This window comes from Pseudomonas sp. FGI182, from assembly GCF_000511325.1.
Classification (GTDB): domain Bacteria; phylum Pseudomonadota; class Gammaproteobacteria; order Pseudomonadales; family Pseudomonadaceae; genus Aquipseudomonas; species Aquipseudomonas putida_Z.
Genome location: NZ_CP007012.1, coordinates 1,589,229 through 1,611,866 on the forward strand (window position 1 = coordinate 1,589,229; position 22,638 = coordinate 1,611,866).

At 64.9% G+C, this 22,638-nt stretch carries 22 protein-coding genes; 20 read left to right on the forward strand and 2 right to left on the reverse strand.

Going from position 1 to position 22,638, the window contains the following annotated elements; all coding sequences use genetic code 11:
* Window positions 1-2: 2 nt before the first annotated feature.
* The 8 genes from C163_RS07145 to murB all read left to right on the forward strand — a co-directional run bounded on the left by C163_RS07145 (window position 3) and on the right by murB (window position 7,088).
* The gene (locus tag C163_RS07145; RefSeq protein ID WP_025338206.1) at window positions 3-2,219 is read left to right on the forward strand and encodes a DNA internalization-related competence protein ComEC/Rec2; all 2,217 of its coding nucleotides are present in this window, start codon (window positions 3-5) and stop codon (window positions 2,217-2,219) included.
* A 330-nt stretch (window positions 2,220-2,549) separates the two neighbouring features.
* A complete protein-coding gene (locus tag C163_RS07150; RefSeq protein ID WP_016391244.1) occupies window positions 2,550-3,185 on the forward strand; it encodes a MotA/TolQ/ExbB proton channel family protein in 636 nt (211 codons plus the stop codon).
* Window positions 3,182-3,616 (forward strand): biopolymer transporter ExbD, encoded by a 435-nt coding sequence (locus tag C163_RS07155; RefSeq protein WP_025338207.1) that lies wholly within the window; start codon window positions 3,182-3,184, stop codon window positions 3,614-3,616. The genes C163_RS07150 and C163_RS07155 overlap by 4 nt, the downstream gene beginning before the upstream one ends.
* Complete coding sequence (lpxK, locus tag C163_RS07160; protein ID WP_025338208.1) at window positions 3,616-4,617, forward strand: tetraacyldisaccharide 4'-kinase; 1,002 nt, start codon at window positions 3,616-3,618, stop codon at window positions 4,615-4,617. The genes C163_RS07155 and lpxK overlap by 1 nt, the downstream gene beginning before the upstream one ends.
* A gap of 44 nt (window positions 4,618-4,661) precedes the next feature.
* A complete protein-coding gene (locus C163_RS07165; RefSeq protein WP_011532874.1) occupies window positions 4,662-4,847 on the forward strand; it encodes a Trm112 family protein in 186 nt (61 codons plus the stop codon).
* On the forward strand, window positions 4,844-5,608 hold the full coding sequence (gene kdsB, locus C163_RS07170) for a 3-deoxy-manno-octulosonate cytidylyltransferase (RefSeq protein ID WP_025338209.1): 765 nt from the start codon (window positions 4,844-4,846) through the stop codon (window positions 5,606-5,608). Before C163_RS07165 ends, kdsB begins: the two co-directional genes overlap by 4 nt.
* Window positions 5,608-6,072, forward strand: coding sequence for a low molecular weight protein-tyrosine-phosphatase (locus C163_RS07175; protein ID WP_003259973.1), 465 nt, complete (start codon window positions 5,608-5,610; stop codon window positions 6,070-6,072). The genes kdsB and C163_RS07175 overlap by 1 nt, the downstream gene beginning before the upstream one ends.
* Window positions 6,069-7,088, forward strand: coding sequence for a UDP-N-acetylmuramate dehydrogenase (gene murB, locus C163_RS07180; RefSeq protein WP_025338210.1), 1,020 nt, complete (start codon window positions 6,069-6,071; stop codon window positions 7,086-7,088). The genes C163_RS07175 and murB overlap by 4 nt, the downstream gene beginning before the upstream one ends.
* 233 nt (window positions 7,089-7,321) lie before the next feature.
* Here the strand turns inward: murB and rne are convergent, their stop codons facing one another.
* The gene (gene rne, locus C163_RS07185; RefSeq protein ID WP_025338211.1) at window positions 7,322-10,627 is read right to left on the reverse strand and encodes a ribonuclease E; all 3,306 of its coding nucleotides are present in this window, start codon (window positions 10,625-10,627) and stop codon (window positions 7,322-7,324) included.
* 799 nt (window positions 10,628-11,426) lie between these two features.
* Here rne and rluC point away from each other — a divergent pair.
* Genes rluC through sppA form a run of 3 tightly spaced genes read left to right on the forward strand, consistent with a single transcriptional unit; the run spans window position 11,427 to window position 14,057 of the window.
* Window positions 11,427-12,383 (forward strand): 23S rRNA pseudouridine(955/2504/2580) synthase RluC, encoded by a 957-nt coding sequence (rluC, locus tag C163_RS07190; protein ID WP_025338212.1) that lies wholly within the window; start codon window positions 11,427-11,429, stop codon window positions 12,381-12,383.
* A 3-nt stretch (window positions 12,384-12,386) separates the two neighbouring features.
* Window positions 12,387-13,061 (forward strand): HAD family hydrolase, encoded by a 675-nt coding sequence (locus tag C163_RS07195; RefSeq protein WP_025338213.1) that lies wholly within the window; start codon window positions 12,387-12,389, stop codon window positions 13,059-13,061.
* A 6-nt stretch (window positions 13,062-13,067) separates the two neighbouring features.
* Entirely contained in the window at window positions 13,068-14,057 is a 990-nt protein-coding gene (gene sppA / locus C163_RS07200; RefSeq protein ID WP_025338214.1) for a signal peptide peptidase SppA, read from the forward strand.
* Between the two features lie 308 nt (window positions 14,058-14,365).
* Here the strand turns inward: sppA and C163_RS07205 are convergent, their stop codons facing one another.
* Window positions 14,366-14,944, reverse strand: coding sequence for a nucleoside triphosphate pyrophosphatase (locus C163_RS07205; protein WP_025338215.1), 579 nt, complete (start codon window positions 14,942-14,944; stop codon window positions 14,366-14,368).
* Between the two features lie 96 nt (window positions 14,945-15,040).
* Between C163_RS07205 and C163_RS26270 the strand changes: the two genes are divergently transcribed.
* The 9 genes from C163_RS26270 to mltG all read left to right on the forward strand — a co-directional run bounded on the left by C163_RS26270 (window position 15,041) and on the right by mltG (window position 22,632).
* Window positions 15,041-15,568, forward strand: a complete 528-nt coding sequence (locus C163_RS26270) for a YceD family protein (RefSeq protein WP_012313431.1) — start codon at window positions 15,041-15,043, stop codon at window positions 15,566-15,568.
* A gap of 13 nt (window positions 15,569-15,581) precedes the next feature.
* A complete protein-coding gene (rpmF, locus tag C163_RS07215; protein ID WP_003247154.1) occupies window positions 15,582-15,764 on the forward strand; it encodes a 50S ribosomal protein L32 in 183 nt (60 codons plus the stop codon).
* 3 nt (window positions 15,765-15,767) lie between these two features.
* Window positions 15,768-16,778, forward strand: coding sequence for a phosphate acyltransferase PlsX (gene plsX / locus C163_RS07220; RefSeq protein WP_075044133.1), 1,011 nt, complete (start codon window positions 15,768-15,770; stop codon window positions 16,776-16,778).
* Window positions 16,779-17,031: 253 nt separating this feature from the next.
* On the forward strand, window positions 17,032-17,970 hold the full coding sequence (gene fabD / locus C163_RS07225; protein ID WP_023661404.1) for an ACP S-malonyltransferase: 939 nt from the start codon (window positions 17,032-17,034) through the stop codon (window positions 17,968-17,970).
* Window positions 17,971-17,985: 15 nt separating this feature from the next.
* Window positions 17,986-18,726 (forward strand): 3-oxoacyl-ACP reductase FabG, encoded by a 741-nt coding sequence (gene fabG, locus C163_RS07230; RefSeq protein WP_003247160.1) that lies wholly within the window; start codon window positions 17,986-17,988, stop codon window positions 18,724-18,726.
* A 202-nt stretch (window positions 18,727-18,928) separates the two neighbouring features.
* Window positions 18,929-19,165, forward strand: coding sequence for an acyl carrier protein (acpP, locus tag C163_RS07235; protein ID WP_016715141.1), 237 nt, complete (start codon window positions 18,929-18,931; stop codon window positions 19,163-19,165).
* Window positions 19,166-19,353: 188 nt separating this feature from the next.
* Entirely contained in the window at window positions 19,354-20,598 is a 1,245-nt protein-coding gene (gene fabF, locus C163_RS07240) for a beta-ketoacyl-ACP synthase II (protein WP_025338216.1), read from the forward strand.
* Window positions 20,598-21,413: an aminodeoxychorismate lyase gene (gene pabC / locus C163_RS07245; RefSeq protein WP_025338217.1), complete on the forward strand. Its 816-nt coding sequence runs from the start codon at window positions 20,598-20,600 to the stop codon at window positions 21,411-21,413. The genes fabF and pabC overlap by 1 nt, the downstream gene beginning before the upstream one ends.
* Before the next feature lie 4 nt (window positions 21,414-21,417).
* Complete coding sequence (gene mltG / locus C163_RS07250; protein WP_025338218.1) at window positions 21,418-22,632, forward strand: endolytic transglycosylase MltG; 1,215 nt, start codon at window positions 21,418-21,420, stop codon at window positions 22,630-22,632.
* Window positions 22,633-22,638 lie beyond the last annotated feature (6 nt).

The window sequence follows — 22,638 nt, forward strand, 5'->3', positions numbered from 1 at the left end:
TCATGCGCACAGGGGTGTTTGCGCTCGCGCTCGGGCTGTTGTGCCTGGGCTTTCTCCCCGCATTGCCATCGGTCGGATGGCTGGTGCTGCTGGCTGTAGTCGGTGGCCTCGGCCTGTTCACCCGGCTGTGGCCGCTGGGCTGTTTTCTGTTGGGGCTGTGTTGGGCCTGCGGGTCTGCGCAACAGGCGCTGGATGACCGCCTGGCAACCGGGCTGGATGGCCGCACCTTATGGCTTGAGGGTCGGGTGGTCGGTCTGCCGACCCGGACTGCGCAGGGTGTGCGCTTCGAGCTGGACGCGGCCCGCTCGCGGCGGGCAGAGCTGCCGCAGCGCCTGCAACTGAGCTGGTTCGACGGCCCGCCGCTGCGCGCGGGCGAGCAGTGGCGGCTGGCGGTGACCTTGCAGCGCCCGGCCGGGCTGCTCAACCCGCATGGGCCGGACCGTGAGGCGCAATTGCTGGCGCGGCGGGTCGGTGCGACCGGTACGGTCAAGGCCGGGCAGTTGCTGGCGCCGGTTGTCGGCGGCTGGCGCGACACGCTGCGCCAGCGCCTGCTGGCAGTCGAGGCCAATGGCCGGCAGGCAGCGTTGGTGGCGCTGGTGCTTGGCGACGGGGCGGGCCTGGCCCGGGAGGACTGGCAAACGTTGCAGGCCACCGGCACGGTGCACCTGCTGGTGATCTCTGGCCAGCACATCGGCCTGGTTGCCGGCTTGCTGTATGGCCTGATTGCCGGGCTGGCGCGTTGGGGGCTGTGGCCCGCTCGTCTGCCCTGGCTGCCCTGGGCGTGTGGCCTGGCCATGGCTGCGGCACTGGCCTACGGTTGGTTGGCCGGTGGTGGTGTACCGGTGCAGCGTGCCTGCCTGATGCTGGCCGTGGTGTTGCTCTGGCGCCTGCGCTTTCGCCACCTCGATGCGACCTTGCCGTTGCTGCTGGCGCTGGTTGCCGTGCTGCTGGTGGAGCCGTTGGCCGCGCTGCTGCCCGGGTTCTGGCTGTCGTTCGCGGCCGTGGCCACGCTTGGCTATTGCTTCAGTGCCCGCCTGGGCGGCTGGCGGCCCTGGCAGGCCTGGACGCGGGCGCAATGGGTGATTGCCATCGGTTTGCTACCGGTGCTGCTGGCTACGGGCTTGCCAGTGAGCCTGAGTGCACCGCTGGCCAACCTTGTTGCGGTGCCTTGGGTCAGCCTGGCGGTACTGCCGTTGGCGTTGCTGGGGACCTTGCTGCTGCCGCTGGGCGGGGTGGGGGAGGCGCTGCTCTGGCTGGCGGGTGGTCTGCTCGATGTGCTTTTCCGGCTGCTGGAGTTGGTGGCGCAACAGCAGTCGGCGTGGCTGCCAGCAGTTCTGCCATTGTGGGCCTGGCTGCTGGTGTGCCTGGGTACGCTGCTGGTTTTGATGCCCCGTGGCGTCCCACTGCGCGGGTTGGGTGGCGTGATGCTGCTGGCGCTGTGGGTACCCCGGGAGACGGTGCCGTTCGGCCAGGTCGAGGTCTGGCAGCTGGACGTCGGCCAGGGGCTGGCGGTGCTGTTGCGCACCCGGCATCACGACCTGCTGTACGACGCCGGGCCGGCCAGGGGGGAGAGCGACCTGGGCGAGCGGGTGGTGTTGCCGACCTTGCGCAAGCTGGGGGTGGGCAGCCTGGACCTGATGCTGGTCAGCCACGCCCATGCCGACCACGCCGGTGGTGCTGGCGCAATCATGCGTGGCCTGCCGGTCGAACGGGTGATCGGCGGCGAAGTGCTGGATGACATGCAACTGCAGCCTTGTGTCAGTGGCGACCAGTGGACGTGGGATGGCGTGCGCTTTTCGCTGTGGCGCTGGGCTGATGGGCAGAGCAGCAATGACCGCTCCTGTGTGTTGCTGGTCGAGGCGCAGGGTGAGCGGTTGTTGCTGGCGGGAGATATGGAAGCCGGTGCCGAACGGGCCTGGCTTGCGGCCACAGAAGCGCCGCGGATCGACTGGCTGCAGTCGCCGCACCATGGCAGCCGCAGTTCGTCCAGCGAGGCCTTCATCCGCGCCACGGCGCCGCGCGGGGTACTGATTTCGCGCGGGCGCAACAACAGCTTCGGGCACCCGCACGCGCAGGTGGTCGAACGTTATCGGCGGCATGGGGTGGTGATGCATGACACAGCGGAGCAGGGGGCGCTGCGGTTGGTGTTGGGGAGATTGGGGGAGGTCGAGAGTGTGCGCCGACAGAGGCGTTTCTGGAGGGATGCGGGCGGTGGCTGAGCTGGCCCTTTCGCGGGTAAACCCACACAGGGACGGCGTCGCACTTGAGATCACGCGGTACCTGTGGGAGCGGGCATGCCCGCGAACACCGGCAAAGCCGGTGCCATCCACCGCGTCGTCTTTTTCGCGGGCGCGCCCGCTCCCACAGGTACTGCGCTGGCTTCGAGTTGACGCTGAATCTGTGGGAGCGGGTTCACTCGCGAAAGGGCCAGTTCAGCCACCCGACAGCTCAAGGTAGAAACCGGGTAGGGCAATTCCCTGACCTCCGGCAGATGAGCCCCCGGCGCGCCTATGGTAGAGTGGCGGCCTTTTTCCGAAGGGGCGTTTACTGTGTGGGAATTGGTCAAGTCCGGTGGTTGGATGATGCTGCCGATCATTCTGAGCTCCATCGCTGCCATGGCTATCGTCGTCGAGCGCCTGTGGACCCTGCGCGCCAGCCGCGTCACCCCGCCGCATCTGCTGGGTCAGGTGTGGATGTGGATCAAGGACAAGCAACTGACCAGTGACAAGCTCAAGGCTCTGCGCGCCGATTCGCCACTGGGCGAGATCCTTGCCGCCGGCCTGGCCAACTCGCGCCATGGCCGCGAAATCATGAAGGAATGCATCGAGGAGGCCGCCTCGCGCGTCATCCACGAACTGGAACGCTACATCAGCACCCTCGGCACCATCGCCGCCATGGCCCCGCTGCTTGGCCTGCTGGGCACCGTGCTGGGCATGATCGACATCTTCAGCGCCTTCATGGGCTCGCAGATGACCGCCAACGCCGCAGTGTTGGCCGGTGGTATCTCCAAGGCCCTGGTCACCACTGCGGCCGGCCTGATGGTCGGTATCCCGGCGGTGTTCTTCCACCGCTTCCTGCTGCGCCGCATCGACGAGTTGGTGGTGGGCATGGAACAGGAAGCGATCAAGCTGGTGGAAGTGATCCAGGGCGACCGTGAAGTGGAAGTGGCCGGAGGCAAGGCGTGAAGTTCCGGCGCAATCGCCAGCGGGAGAGCGTCGACATCAACCTGGCGTCGCTGATCGACGTGGTGTTCGTCCTGCTGCTGTTCTTCGTGGTCACCACCACCTTCACCCGCGAGACCCAGCTGCGCGTCGAGCTGCCCGAAGCCGCCAGCGCCGAACAGGCGCCGCCCGACCAGGGCAAGCTGGTGGAAATCACCATCAGCGCCGAAGGCGTGTACTCGGTAAACAACCACCTGCTGCCCAAGAGCGACCTGGCCACCCTGAGCGAAGCGATCGAGCGTGAGTCGGGCGGCGACAACAAGCTGCCGCTGGCCATCAGCGCCGACGGCAAGACCCCGCACCAGGCTGTGGTCACCGCGATGGATGCCGCCGGCAAGCTCGGTTTCAGCCAGTTGCGCATGACCACCGTCGAGGCGGCCCAGGGCACGCCTTGATGGCCTTCGCCGACCGTCTGCTCGCCGCCTGGTACGCCGGGCACCCGGCCCTGGCGCTGCTGCGCCCGCTGGAAGCACTGTATCGCCGCGTGGTCACGCGCAAGCGGGCGCGTTTTCTCAGTGGCGAAAGTGCCAGCTACCGGGCCCCGGTGCCGGTCATCGTGGTGGGTAACATCACCGTGGGCGGTACCGGCAAGACGCCGATGATCCTCTGGCTGATCGAGCACTGCCGCCAGCAGGGGCTGAAGGTGGGCGTGGTCAGCCGTGGCTATGGCGCCAAGCCGCCGCAGCTACCCTGGCGCGTGCAGGCCGACCAGGCCGCTGAGCAGGCCGGCGATGAACCGCTGCTGATCGTGCAGCGCACCGGCGTGCCGCTGATGATCGACCCCGACCGCTCCCGCGCCGTGCAGGCACTGCTGGCCAGCGAACCCCTCGACCTGATCCTGTGTGACGACGGCATGCAGCACTACCGCCTGGCCCGCGACCTGGAGTTGGTGCTGATCGATGCCGCCCGCGGCCTTGGCAATGCCCGCTGCCTGCCGGCGGGGCCGTTGCGTGAGCCGGCCGAACGCCTGCACGAGGCTGACGCGGTGCTTTACAACGGCGCCAGCGCAGACCGCGCCGATGGCTTCGGCTTCTGCCTGAAGCCGTCCGCCCTGGTCAACCTGCGCAGCGGCGAGCGCCGCGCGCTCGACCATTTCCCCGCAGGCCAACGCCTGCACGCGGTGGCCGGTATCGGCAACCCGCAACGTTTCTTCAATACCCTGCTGGGGCTAAACTGGCAGCCGGTGCCGCACCCCTTTGCCGACCATGCGCAGTTCAGCGCCCAGAGCCTGGCCTTCAGCCCGCCGCTGCCGCTGGTCATGACCGAGAAGGATGCGGTGAAATGCCGGGCCTTCGCCGCTGACGACTGGTGGTACCTGGCCGTCGAGGCGCAGCCGACGCCGGCCTTCAGTGCCTGGTTCGACAACCAGTTGCAACGCTTGCTGCGCAAGCCCTGAGCCCTTTTTCAATTCCCGGCCACCTGGCCTAAAGGAAGCCTCAAATGGACACCAAACTGCTCGATATCCTGGCCTGCCCGATCACCAAGGGCCCGCTCAAGCTCAGTGCCGACAAGACCGAGCTGATCAGCAAGGGCGCCGGCCTGGCCTACCCGATCCGCGACGGCATCCCGGTCATGCTGGAAAGCGAGGCGCGCACCCTGACTGATGAAGAGCGTCTGGACAAATGAGCCTGGATTTCACCGTGGTGATCCCCGCCCGGCTGCGCTCCACGCGCCTGCCGGGCAAGCCATTGCTGCCGATCGCCGGCAAGCCGATGGTGCAGCATGTGTGGGAACAGGCCCGCAAGAGCGGCGCCAGCCGCGTGGTCATCGCCACCGACGACGCCAGCATCGTAGAGGCCTGCAAGGCCTTCGGCGCCGAAGTGCTGCTGACCCGTGCCGACCATGAGTCCGGCACCGACCGCCTGGCCGAAGTGGCCGCGCACCTCGGCCTGCCTGCCGATGCCATCGTGGTCAACGTGCAGGGCGACGAACCGCTGATCCCGCCGGTGATCATCGACCAGGTGGCAGCCAACCTGGCGGCGCACCCGGAAGCCGGTATCGCCACCCTGGCCGAACCGATCCATGAGCCGGAAACCGTGTTCAACCCCAACGCGGTCAAGGTAATCAGCGACAAGAACGGCCTGGCCCTGACCTTCAGCCGTGCGCCGCTGCCCTGGGCCCGCGATACTTTTGCCAAGGACCGCAACCTGTTGCCGGAAGGCGTGCCGTATCGCCGCCACATCGGCATGTACGCCTACCGCGTCGGCTTCCTGCAGGACTTCGTCAGCTGGGGCCCGTGCTGGCTCGAGCAGACCGAAGCGCTGGAGCAGTTGCGTGCCCTGTGGCATGGCGTGCGCATCCACGTCGAAGACGCCATCGAGGCGCCTGCCGTGGGCGTGGATACCCCTGAAGACCTGGAGCGCGTACGGCGCTTGCTGGAGGCCTGATGCGCGTCCTGTTCGTCTGCCTCGGCAATATCTGTCGCTCGCCCACCGCCGAAGGCGTGCTGCGCCATCAATTGCAGGCTGCCGGGCTTGCCGACCGGGTGCATGTGGCCTCGGCCGGCACCGGCGACTGGCACGTCGGCAAGGCGCCTGACAGCCGCACCTGCAAGGCAGCGCTGGCGCGTGGCTATGACCTTTCGCAGCAACGCGCCCAGCAGGTCAAGGCGGCGCACTTTGCCGAATATGACCTGATCCTGGCCATGGACGAGAGCAATCTCGGCCACTTGCGTGCGATGCGCCCGCACACCGCAGTGGGGGAGCTCGACCTGTTCCTGCGCCGCTATGGCGCAGCGCTGGATGAAGTGCCAGACCCGTACTACGGCGGCGCCGATGGCTTCGAGCAGGTGCTCGACCTGGTTGAAGCGGCGTGCCAGGCGCTGGTCCTGGAAATCAAGGGGCGGCTATGACAGTGCAGTGGCAGGAGCAGGTATCGCTCAAGCCGTACAACACCTTTGGCATCGACGTGAAGGCGCGGTATTTCACCCAGGCACATGACGACCAGGAGGTGCGCCAGGCGCTGGCCCAGGCGCAGCGAGGCCGCGTGCCGGTGCTGGTGATTGGCGGTGGCAGCAACCTGCTGCTGACCCGCGATATCGATGCGCTGGTGCTGCATATGGCCAGCCGTGGCCGGCGCGTGCTCAGCGACGATGGCGAACGTATCGTGGTCGAGGCCGAAGCCGGGGAGCCGTGGCACCCGTTCGTGCAGTGGGCACTGGCACAGGGCTATTGCGGGCTGGAGAACCTCAGCCTGATCCCCGGTACCGTGGGCGCCGCACCGATGCAGAACGTCGGTGCCTATGGCGTGGAGATCAAGGATGTGTTCGTCGGTCTGAACGCCCTGGATCGCGAGACCGGGGAGTTGCGTGACTTCGGCCTGGCGGAATGTGCCTTCGGGTATCGCGACAGCCTGTTCAAGCGCAACCCTGGGCGTTGGTTGATCCTGCGTGTGCGTTTTGCCTTGAGCCGAACGCTGCAGGCTCACCTGGATTACGGCCCGGTGCGCCAGCGGTTGGCAGAGCAGGGCGTGACCGAGCCGACCGCGCAGGCGATCAGCGAGGCGATCTGCAGCATTCGCCGCGAGAAGCTGCCAGACCCGGCAGAGCTGGGTAATGCCGGGAGCTTCTTCAAGAACCCGGTGGTCTCGGCGGAACTGGTCGAGGGAATCCGTGCGCAGTACCCGGGAGTGGTGGCTTATCCCCAGGCCGATGGCCAAGTGAAGCTGGCGGCAGGCTGGCTGATCGAACAGGCAGGCTGGAAGGGCCACCGCGAGGGAGATGCCGGGGTGCATCGTTTGCAGTCGCTGGTGCTGGTCAACTACGGCCAGGCGAGCGGGGCGCAGATGCATGCGCTGGCGCGGCGGATCCAGGCCGATATCCTCGAGCGGTTCGGAGTCGAGCTGGAGATGGAGCCTAACCTCTACTGATTGATCTGGCCTTGTCTCAGGCCCACTGGTACCCCCTGTAGGAGCGGCCTTGTGTCGCGAAAGGGCCGCAAGGCGGCCCCGGCAATTCATGCTGCGAAGCTGAAAAACTGGGGCCGCTTTGCGGCCCTTTCGCGACACAAGGCCGCTCCTACACAGAGCAGTGATGAGGCAGTAGCGCAAGAAAAAGCCCCGCCAGTGCGAACTGGCGGGGCTTTTTCATTCAGCCTTGGCTATCAACCGTGATGAGGCTTTTGCTCATCAGTGGCTTCCAGGGCTGGCTCCTCGGTGGCTGCAGCAGCTTCCTGTGCGGCCTTGGCGGCAGCCTCGGCCTCACGCTTGCGGCGACGCACTTCACGCGGGTCGTTCGGCGCACGGCCGTTGGCCAGCATGACAGTGGCAGGTTCCACCGCCGCAGGGGCTTCGACCGGTGCAGGCTCGACGGCCACTGGGGCAGGCTCGGCCACCACTTCTGGCTGGGCCTCGACAACCGGGGCAGGTTGCTCGGCAACCGGAGCGGCTTCGACCACGACCGGGGCCTGCTCGATTTCACCGGCCTCGACGGCAGGCGCTTCTACCGGTGCTTCGGCAACCACTACCGGTTCGGCAGCAGGTGCTTCGTCTACCACTGGCTGCGGAGCGACTTCGACCACTGGCTCGGCAGTTGCCTCGACCACGGCCACAGGCTCGCTGACCGGCTGCTCGACCACCGGGGCCACAGCCACTTCTTCAGCCTCGGCAGCAGCTTCGACCTGTACGACCTTCTCGGCCTGCTCGACCGGCTGGGCGACTTCGCTGTTGTCGGTTTCCGCTACGGCGGCGACTTCGGCGGTGGCAAGCTCGGCCTGCTGGTTGGCCTGGGCTTCGGCGTCGGCACTGATGTTGCTGCTGGCGACGGCGGCAGTCACGGCCAGGCCGGCAGCCAGTTCGGCACCCAGCTCGGTGGCCTGATGCGGTTGTGGCTGCTCTTCGCTGCCTTCTTCCTCGCTGCCATCGATCAGCTCGCCGTTGGCGTTGCGCTGACGCTCACGACGGTTGCTGCGACGACGCTGGCCACGGGAACGGCGGCGCGGGCGCTCGCCATCGGTGCCTTCCTGTTCGTCCTGCAGCAGCTCTTCGTTCGGCAGTTGCTCTTCGGCCAGCTCGGCAGCCTGCTCGGCGGCTTCTTCGGCTACGCGTGGCTGACGCTCTTCGCGTGGTGGGCGAGGGGCTCGTTCTTCGCGTGGAGCACGTTCTTCACGAGGTGCGCGCTCTTCACGCGGAGCACGTTCTTCGCGCGGTGCGCGTTCTTCACGCGGAGCACGCTCCTCACGCGGTGCGCGTTCTTCACGTGGAGCACGCTCCTCACGTGGGGCGCGTTCTTCGCGAGGTGCACGCTCTTCACGCGGGGCACGTTCTTCGCGTGGGGCACGTTCTTCACGGGCTACACGCTCCTCGCGCGGCTGACGTTCCTCACGCTCGGCAGGGGTAGCGTCCAGTGGCTCACGCAGTTCGCGCACGCGCTCTTCGCCACGGTTGCCACGACGGTCTTCGCGTGGCTGGCGTGGAGCACGTTCTTCACGCGGTGCACGCTCTTCGCGTGGGGCGCGTTCTTCACGTGGAGCACGCTCTTCGCGCGGGGCACGTTCTTCACGAGGAGCACGTTCTTCACGAGGTGCACGCTCGGCACGCTCTTCACGCGGCTTGCGCTCTTCGTCGCGGCGGCCGTTGCGGTTGCGGCTCTGCTGGCGGCCGTTGCGGCGTTCTTCGTTGCGTGGGCTGCGCTCGGCGGCCGGCTTCTCGGCGGCAGTGACAACCGGCGCGGCGGCAGGCTCTTCCTTGCCGGCGAACAGGCTTACCAGCGACTTCACCAGGCCCTTGAACAGGCTTGGCTCCGGGGCGACCGGGGCAGGGGCGACCGGTGCGGCAGGCTGCGGCTCTTCGACAGTGGTCGGTACCGGCGCGTTGGCGCGGGCCGGGGCGGTCTTGACCGCGGCTTCCTGGCGAACCAGGGTGCGAGTGGCGGTCGGCTGCGGCGCTTCTTCGGCTTCGGCGGCGGCGATCTCGTAGCTGGACTGGTTGCTCAGCACTTCCGGGTTGTCGTCGCGCAGGCGCTGGACTTCGAAGTGCGGGGTTTCCAGGTGATCGTTCGGCAGGATGATGATGCGCGCACGGGTACGCAGTTCGATCTTGGTGATCGAGTTGCGCTTCTCGTTGAGCAGGAAGGCAGCCACTGGGATCGGCACCTGGGCACGAACTTCGGCGGTGCGGTCCTTCAGGGCTTCTTCTTCGATCAGGCGCAGGATGGCCAGCGACAGCGACTCGACGTCACGGATGATGCCGGTGCCGGAGCAGCGCGGGCAGACGATGCCGCTGCTTTCGCCCAGCGAAGGGCGCAGGCGCTGACGGGACATTTCCAGCAGGCCGAAGCGCGAGATGCGGCCGACCTGGACGCGGGCGCGGTCGGCTTCCAGGCACTCGCGAACACGTTCTTCGACGGCGCGCTGGTTTTTCGCCGGGGTCATGTCGATGAAGTCGATGACGATCAGGCCACCGATGTCACGCAGGCGCAGCTGGCGGGCGATTTCCTCGGCCGCTTCCAGGTTGGTCTGCAGGGCGGTTTCTTCGATGTCGCTGCCTTTGGTGGCGCGCGCCGAGTTGATGTCGATGGACACCAGGGCTTCGGTCGGGTCGATCACGATCGAACCGCCGGACGGCAGGTCGACCACGCGCTGGAAGGCGGTCTCGATCTGGCTTTCGATCTGGAAGCGGTTGAACAGCGGCACGCTGTCTTCGTACAGCTTCACCTTGCTGGCGTACTGCGGCATCACTTGGCGGATGAAGGTCAGGGCTTCTTCCTGGGCATCGATGCTGTCGATCAGCACTTCGCCGATGTCCTGGCGCAGGTAGTCGCGGATGGCGCGGATGATGACATTGCTTTCCTGGTAGATCAGGAATGGCGCGGCGCGGTCCTGGGACGCTTCCTTGATGGCGGTCCACAGTTGCAGCAGGTAGTCGAGGTCCCACTGCATTTCTTCGCTGCTGCGGCCAAGGCCGGCAGTGCGCACGATCAGGCCCATGTCGCCCGGCACGGTCAGGCCGTTCAGGGCTTCACGCAGTTCGTTGCGCTCTTCGCCTTCGATGCGGCGGGAGATGCCACCGGCGCGCGGGTTGTTCGGCATCAGCACCAGGTAGCGGCCGGCCAGGCTGATGAAGGTGGTGAGGGCGGCGCCTTTGTTGCCGCGCTCTTCCTTCTCGACCTGGACGATGACTTCCTGGCCTTCGCTCAGTACTTCCTTGATGTTGACCCGCCCTTCGGGGGCTTTCTTGAAGTATTCGCGGGAGATTTCTTTCAGCGGCAGGAAGCCGTGACGTTCGGAACCGAAGTCGACGAAGGCGGCTTCGAGGCTGGGTTCGATGCGGGTGATCTTGCCTTTGTAGATGTTGGCCTTTTTCTGCTCGCGCGCGCCGGACTCGATGTCCAGGTCGTAGAGACGTTGGCCGTCCACCAGGGCTACACGCAACTCTTCGGGTTGAGTCGCGTTAATCAGCATTCTTTTCATGTTGTACCGTCGGTTTCCGGGCTGCCGGAAACGGCGTTCGGCACACACGACGTCTCATGGTCGGTGCCAAGGTGCGCAAAGGGTGGCCGGGCCACCCCCGTGTCGAGCGACGTTCGGCACCAGCCGGTTGCCCAGCCTGCCGTTGTCGCGACGACGCGTCCTGTTTGCTGCGGTGCCAACAAGGCCCCGGTGGCTTCGAATTGGAATCCGAATCAACCAAGCGGGCCTTGTGCACTCAGTCAGGAGGAGGAATCAACCGTCAGCCGTGGACGCCCGGAGGCATCTGTTCAGGACCTTATCCGCTCGCCAGCCGTTCAGTGGGCTGGTGGGCCGGACGCGGTGCTACACGGTCCGAGGGCTGTGCATCTCCACCCTGCACGTATCCCTGATAATTCGGGTGCTGCCGCGCGCTGAATCCGCAACGGGTTGCATTTTTCGCCAACGCAGGTTCTGCGCTGGCGCCATTCATGTCCAAGGCAGGTATTTCCGAAGCATTCGCCGGGCGTTGCGTGGAAGCGACGGGGCGGGCAGAGGTGCAGCGAAAAGAATCGGGTAAGCAGGTGAAACACCGCACTTGTCGTTTTTTTTCGGTCTTCTCTACACAGCGCTGGTGGCGATTCCAGGCAATTCGGTAAACTGGCGAAAACCCCGTAGGACGGCCTCGCGTCCTGGAGAATTGCGTTGGTCAGGGACCGGCTAGGAGCCTGGTGCCGCTGGCCTGCCGCTTTTGGCGGCGTTCGCGACTATAGCAGCAATGATTAAGTGCTTCAATTCCATAAAAAATTGTTATGATCCCGCCATGACGACCAATACCCCTCCGACTTCCGGCGTTCAGCTGATCGAAGTCGCGCCGGAGCTTGCCGGCCAACGCATCGACAATTTCCTCATCACGGCCCTCAAGGGCGTGCCCAAGACCCTGGTGTACCGCATCCTGCGCAAGGGTGAGGTACGGGTCAACAAGGGGCGCGTCAAGCCGGAGTACAAGATCCAGGCCGGCGACATCGTGCGGGTACCGCCCGTCCGCCTGCCGGAACGTGACGAGCCGGCGCCGGTAGCCCAGGGCCTGTTGCAGCGCCTGGAAGCGGCCATCGTCTACGAAGACAAGGCGCTGATCGTGATGAACAAGCCGGCCGGCATCGCCGTACATGGCGGCAGCGGCCTGAGCTTCGGCGTGATCGAGGCGCTGCGCCAGCTGCGCCCGGACGCCAAGGAACTGGAGCTGGTGCACCGCCTGGACCGCGATACCTCCGGCCTGCTGATGATCGCCAAGAAGCGCAGCATGCTGCGCCACTTGCACGCCGCGCTGCGCGGCGATGGTGTCGACAAGCGCTACATGGCGCTGGTGCGCGGCCACTGGCCGACCTCGAAGAAGCAGGTCAACGCGCCGTTGCTCAAGAGCAACCTGCGCTCCGGCGAGCGCATGGTCGAGGTGAACGACGAGGGCAAGGAGGCGCTGACCCTGTTCCGCGTGCTGCGCCGCTTCGGCGAGTTCGCCACCATTGTCGAGGCGCGCCCGATCACCGGTCGTACCCACCAGATCCGTGTGCACACCCTGCATGCCGGGCATATGATCGCTGGCGACAGCAAGTACGGCGACGAAGACTTCAGTCGTGAAATTCGTGACTTGGGCGGCAAGCGTCTGTTCCTGCATGCTTATGCGCTGACCGTACCGCTGCCGGACGGTGGCGAGCTGAAGCTCGAGGCGCCAGTGGATGAAGTCTGGGCGAAAACCGTTGAACGTCTGAGTGCGTCCTGACCTATGAAAAAAGGCTATGAGCTACTGATCTTCGACTGGGACGGCACGCTGGCCGACTCGATCGGGCGTATCGTCGAGGCCATGAACGCCGCCGCCGAGCGTGCCGGTGAGGCGCAAAGCAGCGAGGACGCGGTCAAGGGCATCATCGGTCTGGCTCTGGGCGAGGCGATCCACACCCTGTACCCGCACCTGGCGCCTGCTCAGGTCGAAAGCTTTCGTCAGCACTATGCCGATATCTACATGGCCCTGGACCAGCAGCCCTCGCCGCTGTTCGAGGGCGTGGTCGAGTCGCTGGATGCCTTCCGTGCCGAGGGTTACCGCCTGGCGGTGGCCACCGGCAAGGCGCGTCGCGGGCTGGACCGGGTGCTCAAGGCCAATGGCTGGGAGCAGTTCTTCGACATCACTCGCGCCGCCGACGAGACCCGCGGCAAGCCGCACCCGCTGATGCTCGAGGAAATTCTCGGTCATTGCGGTGTCGAACCGGGGCGTGCGCTGATGGTTGGCGATTCGGCATTCGACCTGCAGATGGCCAGCAATGCTGGCATGCACTCGGTGGCCGTGGGCTATGGTGCCATGTCGCTGCAGGCGCTGGCCGAGTTTGGTCCGCAGGTGTGCATCGATCATTTTTCCCAGTTGCGTGAGTGGCTGGGTGGTTCCGCAATTCCATTTCCAAGGTAGGTAAGCATGGCAGACGAATGGAAAGCCCCCGAGGCCGAACCCGAGGAGCGCGAAGAGCGCAAGAGCTGGAAACTGCTGGAAAAGACCCTGCTGGCAGGCGTTCAGGAGCAGCGCCGGGCGCGACGCTGGGGGATCTTCTTCAAGTTGCTGACCTTCGTCTACCTGTTCGGCATCCTGATCCTGTTCACACCGTTGATGGACATGGACAAGGCCGCGTCGCGCAGTGCCAGCCATACCGCGTTGGTCGAGGTGCGCGGGGTGATTGCCGATCAGGAGCCGGCCAGTGCCGACAATATCGTCAAGAGCCTGCGCGAGGCGTTCAAGGACAGCAAGACCAAGGCTGTGGTGATGCGCATCAACAGCCCGGGAGGCAGCCCGGTGCAGTCGGGTTACGTGTATGACGAAATCCGCCGTCTGCGGGCCGAATACCCGGCCATCAAGCTGTATGCGGTCATCGCCGACCTTGGCGCTTCCGGTGCCTACTACATCGCCAGTGCGGCGGACGAGATCTATGCCGACAAGGCCAGCCTGGTGGGCTCGATTGGTGTGACGGCGGCCGGTTATGGCTTTGTCGGCACCATGGAGAAGCTGGGTGTGGAGCGGCGTACCTACACTGCAGGCGAGCACAAGGCCTTCCTCGATCCGTTCTCGCCGCAGAAGCCGGAAGAGACCGAGTTCTGGCAGGGCGTGCTGAATACCACGCACCAGCAGTTCATTGCCATGGTCAAGCAGGGGCGGGGCGAACGCCTGAAGGACAAGGAGCATCCGGAACTGTTCAGTGGCCTGGTCTGGTCGGGCGAGCAGGCCAAGGAGTTGGGCCTGGTGGACGGGCTGGGCAGTGCCAGCTATGTGGCGCGCGAGATCGTGGGCGAGAAGGAGCTGGTGGACTTCACGGTGCAGGAGTCTGCGCTCGATCGCTTCTCCAAGCGTGTGGGGGCCAGTGTGGCTGAGCGCTTGGCGATGTGGATGGGGTTCCAGGGGGCGCAGTTGCGCTGAGGGTTCGTCGCCCGTTTTGCGGTGTTTGTGAGATCGAGCGCCGCCCGCGCGGCGCTTCGCGGGGCAAGCCCGCTCCCACATTTGTTTTGGGCCAATCATTCCTGTGCCAGGTGGGTTGCAGCCTTGGTGTGTGGCTGGAGATGGTTGAAGGGCAGTTGCCCCCTTCGATATCAAATGGAACAAACAAAGCGGACACAGGTGCTCTCACAGGAGTGACTGGCCCGAAACAGATGTGGGAGCGGGCTTGCCCCGCGAAGCGCCGCGCGGGCGGCGCTCGATCTGTCAGGCGCAAAAGATCTTGAGGCGAACTACGGGATAACCACTCCTTCCCTGGTCAACATATCCACCAGCCGAATCAATGGCAGCCCGATCAGGCTGGTCGCATCGCACCCATGTGTGCTCTGAAACAAACTCACCCCCAGCCCCTCGGCCTTGAAGCTGCCGGCGCAGTCCAGCGGCTGTTCCGCCGCCACATAGCGTTCCACTCGCTCTCGGTCCAGTTCGCGCAGGGTCACGGTAAACGGCACGCAGTCCACCTGGCAGTGCCCAGTGGCGCTGTTCAGCAGTGCCAGTCCGGTCAGGAAGCTCACCTGCTGCCCGCTGCACTCCAGCAGCTGCTCGCAGGCTCGTTCGAAGGTGTGCGGCTTGCCCAGTACCTGCTCGCCCAGCACCGCAACCTGGTCCGAGCCGATGATCAGGTGCCCGGGGTGGCTGCCCGCCAGGGCCTCGGCTTTTTGTCTGGCCAGCCGGCGCACCAGCTCCACCGCCGGTTCGTCATCCAGGCGCCGCTCGTCTATATCGGGGCTTGCCCAGGTGAAGGGCAGGTGCAGGCGCGCAAGCAGTTCGCGGCGGTAGGCAGAGCTGGAAGCCAGTAACAGAGGAAGCATGGTAGACTCCTGAATCAGTTGAACAAATTCTATCACGCACGATGCCGCCGAATTTCCTTTGACAGGGGCGGGGGGCATCCCTAGAATGCTGCGCCTATGTTGAATGACCCGATTCCACCTCACGTTGACCCGCGCAAATTAGCCGATCGTGGCGTAACCCTTAACGGTTCGCTGCAACTCGCTGATTTGGAAAGACTCTGCGACCCGCTTTCCGACAATGTCGGTACGGTGCAGGCGAAGTTCGATTTTGAACGAGATGAACAGCACGTGGTGGTTATCCACAGCGAGCTGGACGTCGAAGTCAAGATGGTTTGCCAGCGTTGTCTTGAGCTGGTCACCCTGCCGATCCACAGCGAATGTACATACGCCGTGGTGAAGGAGGGTGCGAATACCCAGTCGTTGCCGAAAGGCTATGACGTGCTGGAACTGGGCGAAGATCCTTTGGATCTGCAGGCATTGATCGAGGAGGAGCTTCTGCTCGCCTTGCCAATCGTGCCTGCTCATCATCCGGAAGAATGCCAGCAGCCGGCGGGCGCAGACGAGCCCGAATCGAGCAAGGACGAGGTATCGCGGTCCAACCCGTTCAGTGTTTTGGCGCAGTTAAAGCGTGACCCAAACGTTTAGGAGTTAATCAATTATGGCTGTTCAGCAGAACAAAAAATCCCGCTCTGCCCGTGACATGCGCCGTTCGCACGACGCCCTGTCGGAAAACGCGCTGTCGGTAGAGAAAACCACCGGTGAAGTACACCTGCGTCACCACGTTTCGCCAGAAGGCGTATACCGTGGTCGCAAAGTGGTCGACAAGGGCGCTGACGAGTAATCCTTGTCCGCTCAGATCATCGCGATCGACGCAATGGGCGGGGACTTCGGTCCCCGCAGCATTGTCCAGGCTAGCATTGCCTGCCTTTCGGCTACCCCCTCGCTGCACCTGACCCTCGTCGGTCAACCCTCCCTCCTTGAAGATCTTGTCAGCGGCCTTGCGGCTGCGGATCGCGCGCGCCTGCAAATCGTGGCCGCCAGCGAGGTGGTCGGCATGGACGAGCGGCCATCCCAGGCGCTGCGCGGCAAGCCGGACTCGTCGATGCGCATCGCCCTTGAACTGGTGCGCGACGGCAAGGCCCAGGCCTGCGTCAGCGCCGGCAATACCGGGGCGCTGATGGCGCTCTCGCGTTTCGTGCTCAAGACACTGCCGGGTATCGACCGGCCGGCCATGGTGGCGGCGATCCCGACCCAGACCGGGTACTGCCAGTTGCTCGACCTTGGCGCCAACGTCGACTGCAGCGCCGAGAACCTCTACCAGTTCGCCGTGATGGGCTCGGTGGCGGCCCAGGCCCTGGGTGTGCAGCGGCCGCGCGTGGCGCTGCTTAACATCGGTACCGAAGACATCAAGGGCAACCAGCAGGTCAAACTGGCGGCCAGCTTGTTGCAGAACGCCCGCGGGCTCAACTACATAGGCTTCGTCGAAGGTGACGGGTTGTATCGTGGCGAAGCCGATGTGGTGGTGTGCGACGGGTTCGTCGGCAACATCCTGCTCAAGTCGAGTGAGGGGCTGGCGACGATGATCGGCGCGCGCATCGAGCAGTTGTTCAAGGGTGGCGTGTTGTCGCGGGCAGCCGGGGCCGTGGCCATGCCGCTGCTCAAGCGCCTGCAGGCCGACCTGGCACCGGCGCGGCACAATGGCGCGAGTTTCCTGGGGTTGCAGGGCATCGTCATCAAGAGCCATGGCTCGGCGGGGGTGCAGGGCTTCCAGAGTGCCATCCAGCGGGCGTTGATCGAGATCCAGGAAAACCTGCCGCAGCGCTTGCATGGGCGGCTCGAGGACCTGCTGTTGTAGCCTGTACCGGCCCCTTCGCGGGTAAACCCGCTCCCACAGGTGCTCCACAACCTTCAGGTCTGTGGTAACCCTGTGGGAGCGGGTTTACCCGCGAAAGGGCCGGTGCTGAAGGAATAAAGACCTTAGGCATATCGCCGCTGAAGTGCTTAAATGTGACCGCTTGGTCTGCGTCTCCATCCAAGCTTTCAGATTCCGCGCCTGGCCCAAAGCCCGGCGCACCCTATCCGACGACAAGATCATAAGGGCTTGTTCAATGTCTGCATCTCTCGCATTCGTCTTTCCCGGTCAAGGTTCCCAGTCGCTGGGCATGCTCGCCGAGCTCGGCGCCGAGAAGCCAGTGATCATCGAAACCTTCAAGGAAGCGTCCGAGGCACTCGGTTACGACCTGTGGAAGCTGGTCCAGGAAGGTCCGGAAGAACAACTCAACCAGACCGACAAGACCCAGCCGGCCATCCTCACCGCGTCCATCGCGCTGTGGCGCCTGTGGCTGGAAGAGGGCGGTGCCAGGCCGGCCTTCGTCTCCGGTCACAGCCTGGGTGAATACAGTGCCCTGGTTGCCGCCGGCAGCCTGAGCCTGAAAGATGCCGTGCGCCTGGTCGAGCGCCGTGGCCAGCTGATGCAGGAAGCCGTGCCGGCCGGTCATGGCGCCATGGCCGCCATTCTCGGCCTGGATGACGCCGTGGTCGTGGAAATCTGCGCCGAAGCGGCCGAAGACCAGGTGGTCAGCGCGGTCAACTTCAACTCGCCAGGCCAGGTGGTCATCGCCGGCAACAAGGCCGCCGTCGATCGCGCCATCGAGCTGTGCAAGGCCAAGGGTGCCAAGCGCGCCCTGCCGCTGGCGGTCAGCGTGCCGTCGCACTGCGCGCTGATGAAGCCGGCTGCCGAGCGCTTTGCCGAGTCGGTCAACGCCATCGAGTGGCACGCCCCGCAAATTCCCGTGGTGCAGAACGTCACCGCTGCCGTTGCCGCTGACCTCGATGCCCTCAAGCACGACCTGCTGGCGCAGCTGTACCAGCCAGTGCGCTGGGTCGAATGCGTGCAGACCCTGGCCGCTAATGGTGCGGTCAACCTGGTCGAGTGCGGCCCGGGCAAGGTCCTGGCTGGCCTGAACAAGCGTTGCGCCGATGGCGTGACCACCTACAACCTCAATACCCCTGACGCCGTCGCCGCCACCCGCGCGGCACTGGCCTGATTTGGAGAAGCTTGCATGAGCCTGCAAGGTAAAGTTGCACTGGTCACCGGCGCCAGCCGTGGCATTGGCCAGGCCATCGCCCTCGAGCTGGGCCGCCAGGGCGCGACCGTGATCGGCACCGCCACTTCGGCCTCCGGCGCCGAGCGCATTGCTGCCACCCTGAAAGAACACGGCATCACCGGTACCGGCATGGAACTGAACGTGACCAGCGCCGAATCGGTTGAAGCTGTGCTGGCCGCCATCGGTGAGCAGTTCGGCGCACCGGCCATCCTGGTCAACAACGCCGGCATCACCCGTGACAACCTCATGCTGCGCATGAAGGACGACGAGTGGTTCGACGTGATCGATACCAACCTGAACAGCCTCTACCGTCTGTCCAAGGGCGTGCTGCGTGGCATGACCAAGGCACGTTGGGGCCGTATCATCAGCATCGGCTCGGTCGTCGGTGCCATGGGCAACGCCGGCCAGGCCAACTACGCGGCCGCCAAGGCCGGCCTGGAAGGCTTCAGCCGCGCCCTGGCGCGTGAAGTGGGCTCGCGTGGCATCACCGTCAACTCGGTGACCCCGGGCTTCATCGACACCGACATGACCCGTGAGCTGCCAGAAGCGCAGCGCGAAGCCCTGCAGACCCAGATTCCGCTGGGCCGCCTGGGCCAGGCAGACGAAATCGCCAAGGTGGTTTCGTTCCTGGCATCCGACGGCGCAGCCTACGTAACCGGCGCCACCGTGCCGGTCAACGGCGGGATGTACATGTAACACTGCAACTCAATGTGACGGATTTCGTAAAAAAAGAGTCATACTGCGAGCCTAAAATCCGTTATAAAGCTGCAACCAGATTCCAGGCAGCGGGTGTGGTGACTGGTGTGAAGGTGCGTTTAGCTTGAAAAGCGAACGTCTTTCTATAAAATTAGCCACCGGCCAGCTGCCTGACATATATCCATTAGGAGTAAACCTAGGTATGAGCAACATCGAAGAACGCGTCAAGAAAATCGTCGCCGAGCAACTGGGCGTCAAGGAAGAGGAAGTGACTCTCGAGAAGTCCTTCGTCGATGACCTGGGTGCCGATTCGCTTGACACCGTTGAGCTGGTGATGGCTCTGGAAGAGGAATTCGAGACCGAAATCCCTGACGAAGAAGCCGAGAAGATCACTACCGTTCAAGCTGCTGTAGACTACGTCAAAGCCCACCAGGCCTAAGACGCTGTAGTCGACGCTTCTTGTCGGGAAAAACCGCACTGCCTTTGCCGGCGTGCGGTTTTTTCTTTGCGAGCACCCTGCGTTTTGCAGATCGGGCTCGTTCACCGGGTACCAAGAGCTTGTTGCCATTTCATTCCATTGCTTGAATGCAATGGCAAGAAACTCTGTCATTAGAAAAGGAGAGTACTGTGTCGCGTAGACGCGTCGTGGTCACCGGTATGGGTATGCTGTCGCCACTGGGTACTGATGTACCGAGCACCTGGCAGGGCATTCTGGCTGGCCGCAGTGGCATCGGTCCGATCGAACACACGGACCTGTCTGCCTACTCCACCCGTTTTGGCGGCTCGGTGAAAGGCTTCGAGGTCGAGCAATACCTGTCGGCCAAAGAGGCCCGCAAGCTCGACCTGTTCATCCAGTACGGCCTGGCGGCCGGGTTCCAGGCAGTGCGTAATGCCGGCCTGGAAGTCACCGACGCCAACCGCCAGCGTATTGGCGTGGCCATGGGCTCGGGTATCGGCGGCCTGACCAACATCGAAGAAACCAGCCGCACCCTGCACGATTCGGGGCCGCGTCGCATTTCGCCGTTCTTCGTGCCTGGCTCGATCATCAACATGATCTCCGGCTTCCTGTCGATCCACCTGGGGCTGCAAGGGCCGAACTACGCCATCGCCACCGCGTGCACCACTGGTACCCACTGCATCGGCATGGCTGCGCGCAACATCGCCTACGGTGAAGCCGACGTGATGATCGCCGGCGGCGCCGAAATGGCCGCCTGCGGCCTGGGCATGGGCGGCTTCGGTGCCTCCCGTGCACTGTCCACTCGCAACGACGAGCCGACCCGGGCCAGCCGCCCGTGGGACAAGGGCCGTGACGGCTTCGTGCTGTCCGACGGTGCCGGTGCCCTGGTGCTCGAAGAACTGGAGCACGCCAAGGCTCGCGGCGCGACCATCTATGCCGAGCTGGTCGGCTTCGGCATGAGCGGTGACGCCTACCACATGACTTCGCCACCCGACACCGGCGAAGGCGCTGCCCGCTGCATGGCCAACGCCCTGCGTGATGCCGGCATCCAGCCGGAAGAGGTCAGCTACATCAACGCCCATGGCACCTCGACCCCTGCTGGCGACGTGGCCGAAGTGGCGGCGATCAAGCGCGTGTTCGGTGAGCATGCCTACAAGCTGGCGGTCAGCTCGACCAAGTCGATGACCGGCCACCTGCTGGGCGCCGCCGGTGCCGTGGAAGCGATCTTCAGCGTGCTGGCGATCAACAGCCAGATGGCTCCGCCCACCATCAACCTGGACGAGCCGGACGAAGGCTGCGACCTCGACTTCGTACCGCACCAGGCGCGCAGCATGCCGATCGATGTGGTGCTGTCCAACTCGTTCGGCTTTGGCGGCACCAACGGTTCGCTGGTATTCCGCCGGTTCGCCGATTGATGCAAAGCTGGATCGATGGCCAGCCGGCGGCTGCAGTCAACCTGCAGAACCGCGGCCTGGCCTACGGCGATGGGCTGTTCGAGACCATCGCCGTGCGCGGCGGCCGGCCCAGCCTGCTGGACGCCCACCTCGCACGCCTGGCGCTGGGCTGCCAGCGCCTGGCGATCAGTGCCGACCTGGCGCTGGTGCGCGACGAACTCCTGCGCTATGCCAGCCAGCTCGGTGATGGCGTAGCCAAACTCATCCTTACACGTGGTGACAGCCAGCGCGGTTACGCATCGGTTGCCGGTGCCGCGCCGCGCCGTATTCTGCAGGGCAGCCCGTTGCCCAGCTATCCTGTCGAACATGCCGAGCACGGCGTGCGCCTGTTCCCGTGCCAGACCCGGCTTGGGGAACAACCGCTGCTGGCCGGCCTCAAACACCTCAACCGCCTGGAGCAGGTGCTGGCCCGTGCCGAATGGCAGGACAGCGAACATGCCGAAGGCCTGATGCGTGATGGGCAGGGCAGGGTGATCGAAGGGGTGTACAGCAATCTGTTCCTGGTGCGCGATGGCGTGCTGTTCACGGCCGACCTCAGCCGCTGTGGCGTCGCTGGCGTGATGCGGGCCGCGTTGCTGGAACAGGCAGCGCTGCTGGGCATCCCGGTGCAGGTCTGCGACCTGCCGTTCGAAGCGCTGGAGCAGGCAGATGAAGTATTTGTCTGCAACAGCGTCTACGGTGTCTGGCCCGTGCGTGGCGTTGCCGCGCTAAACTGGTCGCCGGGCCCGCTCACCCGTAAACTGCAGGCCGTTGCCCGTACGTTACTGGAAACCTGAATTCGTGAGACGTAAATTCCTGCTGCTGCTGGAAATGGGCTTGATCCTCGCCGGCCTTGCCGTGGGCTGGTCGGCCTGGAAGGTCAACTCGGTCCTGGAGCAGCCCCTGCACGTGACGCAGGAGCGCCTGCTCGACGTGCCCAATGGCACCACCCCCAATCGCATGTTCTACCGCATGCAGAACGAAGGGTTGCTCGACGACGCCGTCTGGTTGCGCCTGTACTGGCGCTTCAACATGGCCGGCACCCCCCTGCACACCGGCGAATACCGCCTGACCCCCGGCATGACCGTGGAGCAGTTGTTCGATGCCTGGCGTCGGGCCGACGTGGTGCAGTACAACCTGACCCTGGTCGAAGGCTGGACCTTCCGCCAGGTGCGCTCGGCCGTGGCCAAGCATGAAAAGATCAAGCACACGCTGGATGGGCTGTCCGATTCGGAAGTGATGGACAAGCTCGGCCATACCGGTGTGTTCCCCGAGGGGCGCTTCTTCCCGGACACCTACCGCTTCGTGCGTGGCATGAGCGACGTCGAGTTGCTGCAGCAGGCCTATATGCGCCTGGACGAAGTGCTGGCCAAGGAGTGGGCCGAGCGCACCACCGACCTGCCATACCGTGACCCGTACCAGGCGCTGATCATGGCCTCGCTGGTAGAGAAGGAGACCGGCATTCCTCAGGAGCGCGGGCAGATCGCCGGCGTTTTCGTGCGGCGCCTGCGCCTGGGCATGATGCTGCAGACCGACCCTACCGTGATCTACGGCATGGGTGAGCGCTACAACGGCAAGATCACCCGCGCCGACCTGCGCGAGCCGACGCCCTACAACACCTACACCATCACCGGCCTGCCGCCGACCCCGATCGCCATGGTCGGTCGCGAAGCGATTCACGCGGCGCTCAACCCGTCCGATGGCACCAGCCTGTACTTCGTCGCCCGTGGCGATGGCAGCCACGTGTTTTCCGACGACCTCGACGACCACAACTCGGCGGTGCGCGAGTTCCAGCTCAAGCGCCGTGCGGACTACCGCTCCAGCCCCGCGCCGCAATCGCAGCCAGAGCCGCAGCCACAACCCCAACCACAACCAAGTACCGACGAGGTCGAACAGCCCGAGGCGCCTGCCGACGAGTCTACCGCGCAGCCAGCGCCCGACCAGCCGCCTGTGCAGGACGCCCCTGCCGGCGGCGCGCAAGCGGCCGAACGGCCGATGCCTGACGAACAACATTAAGGACTG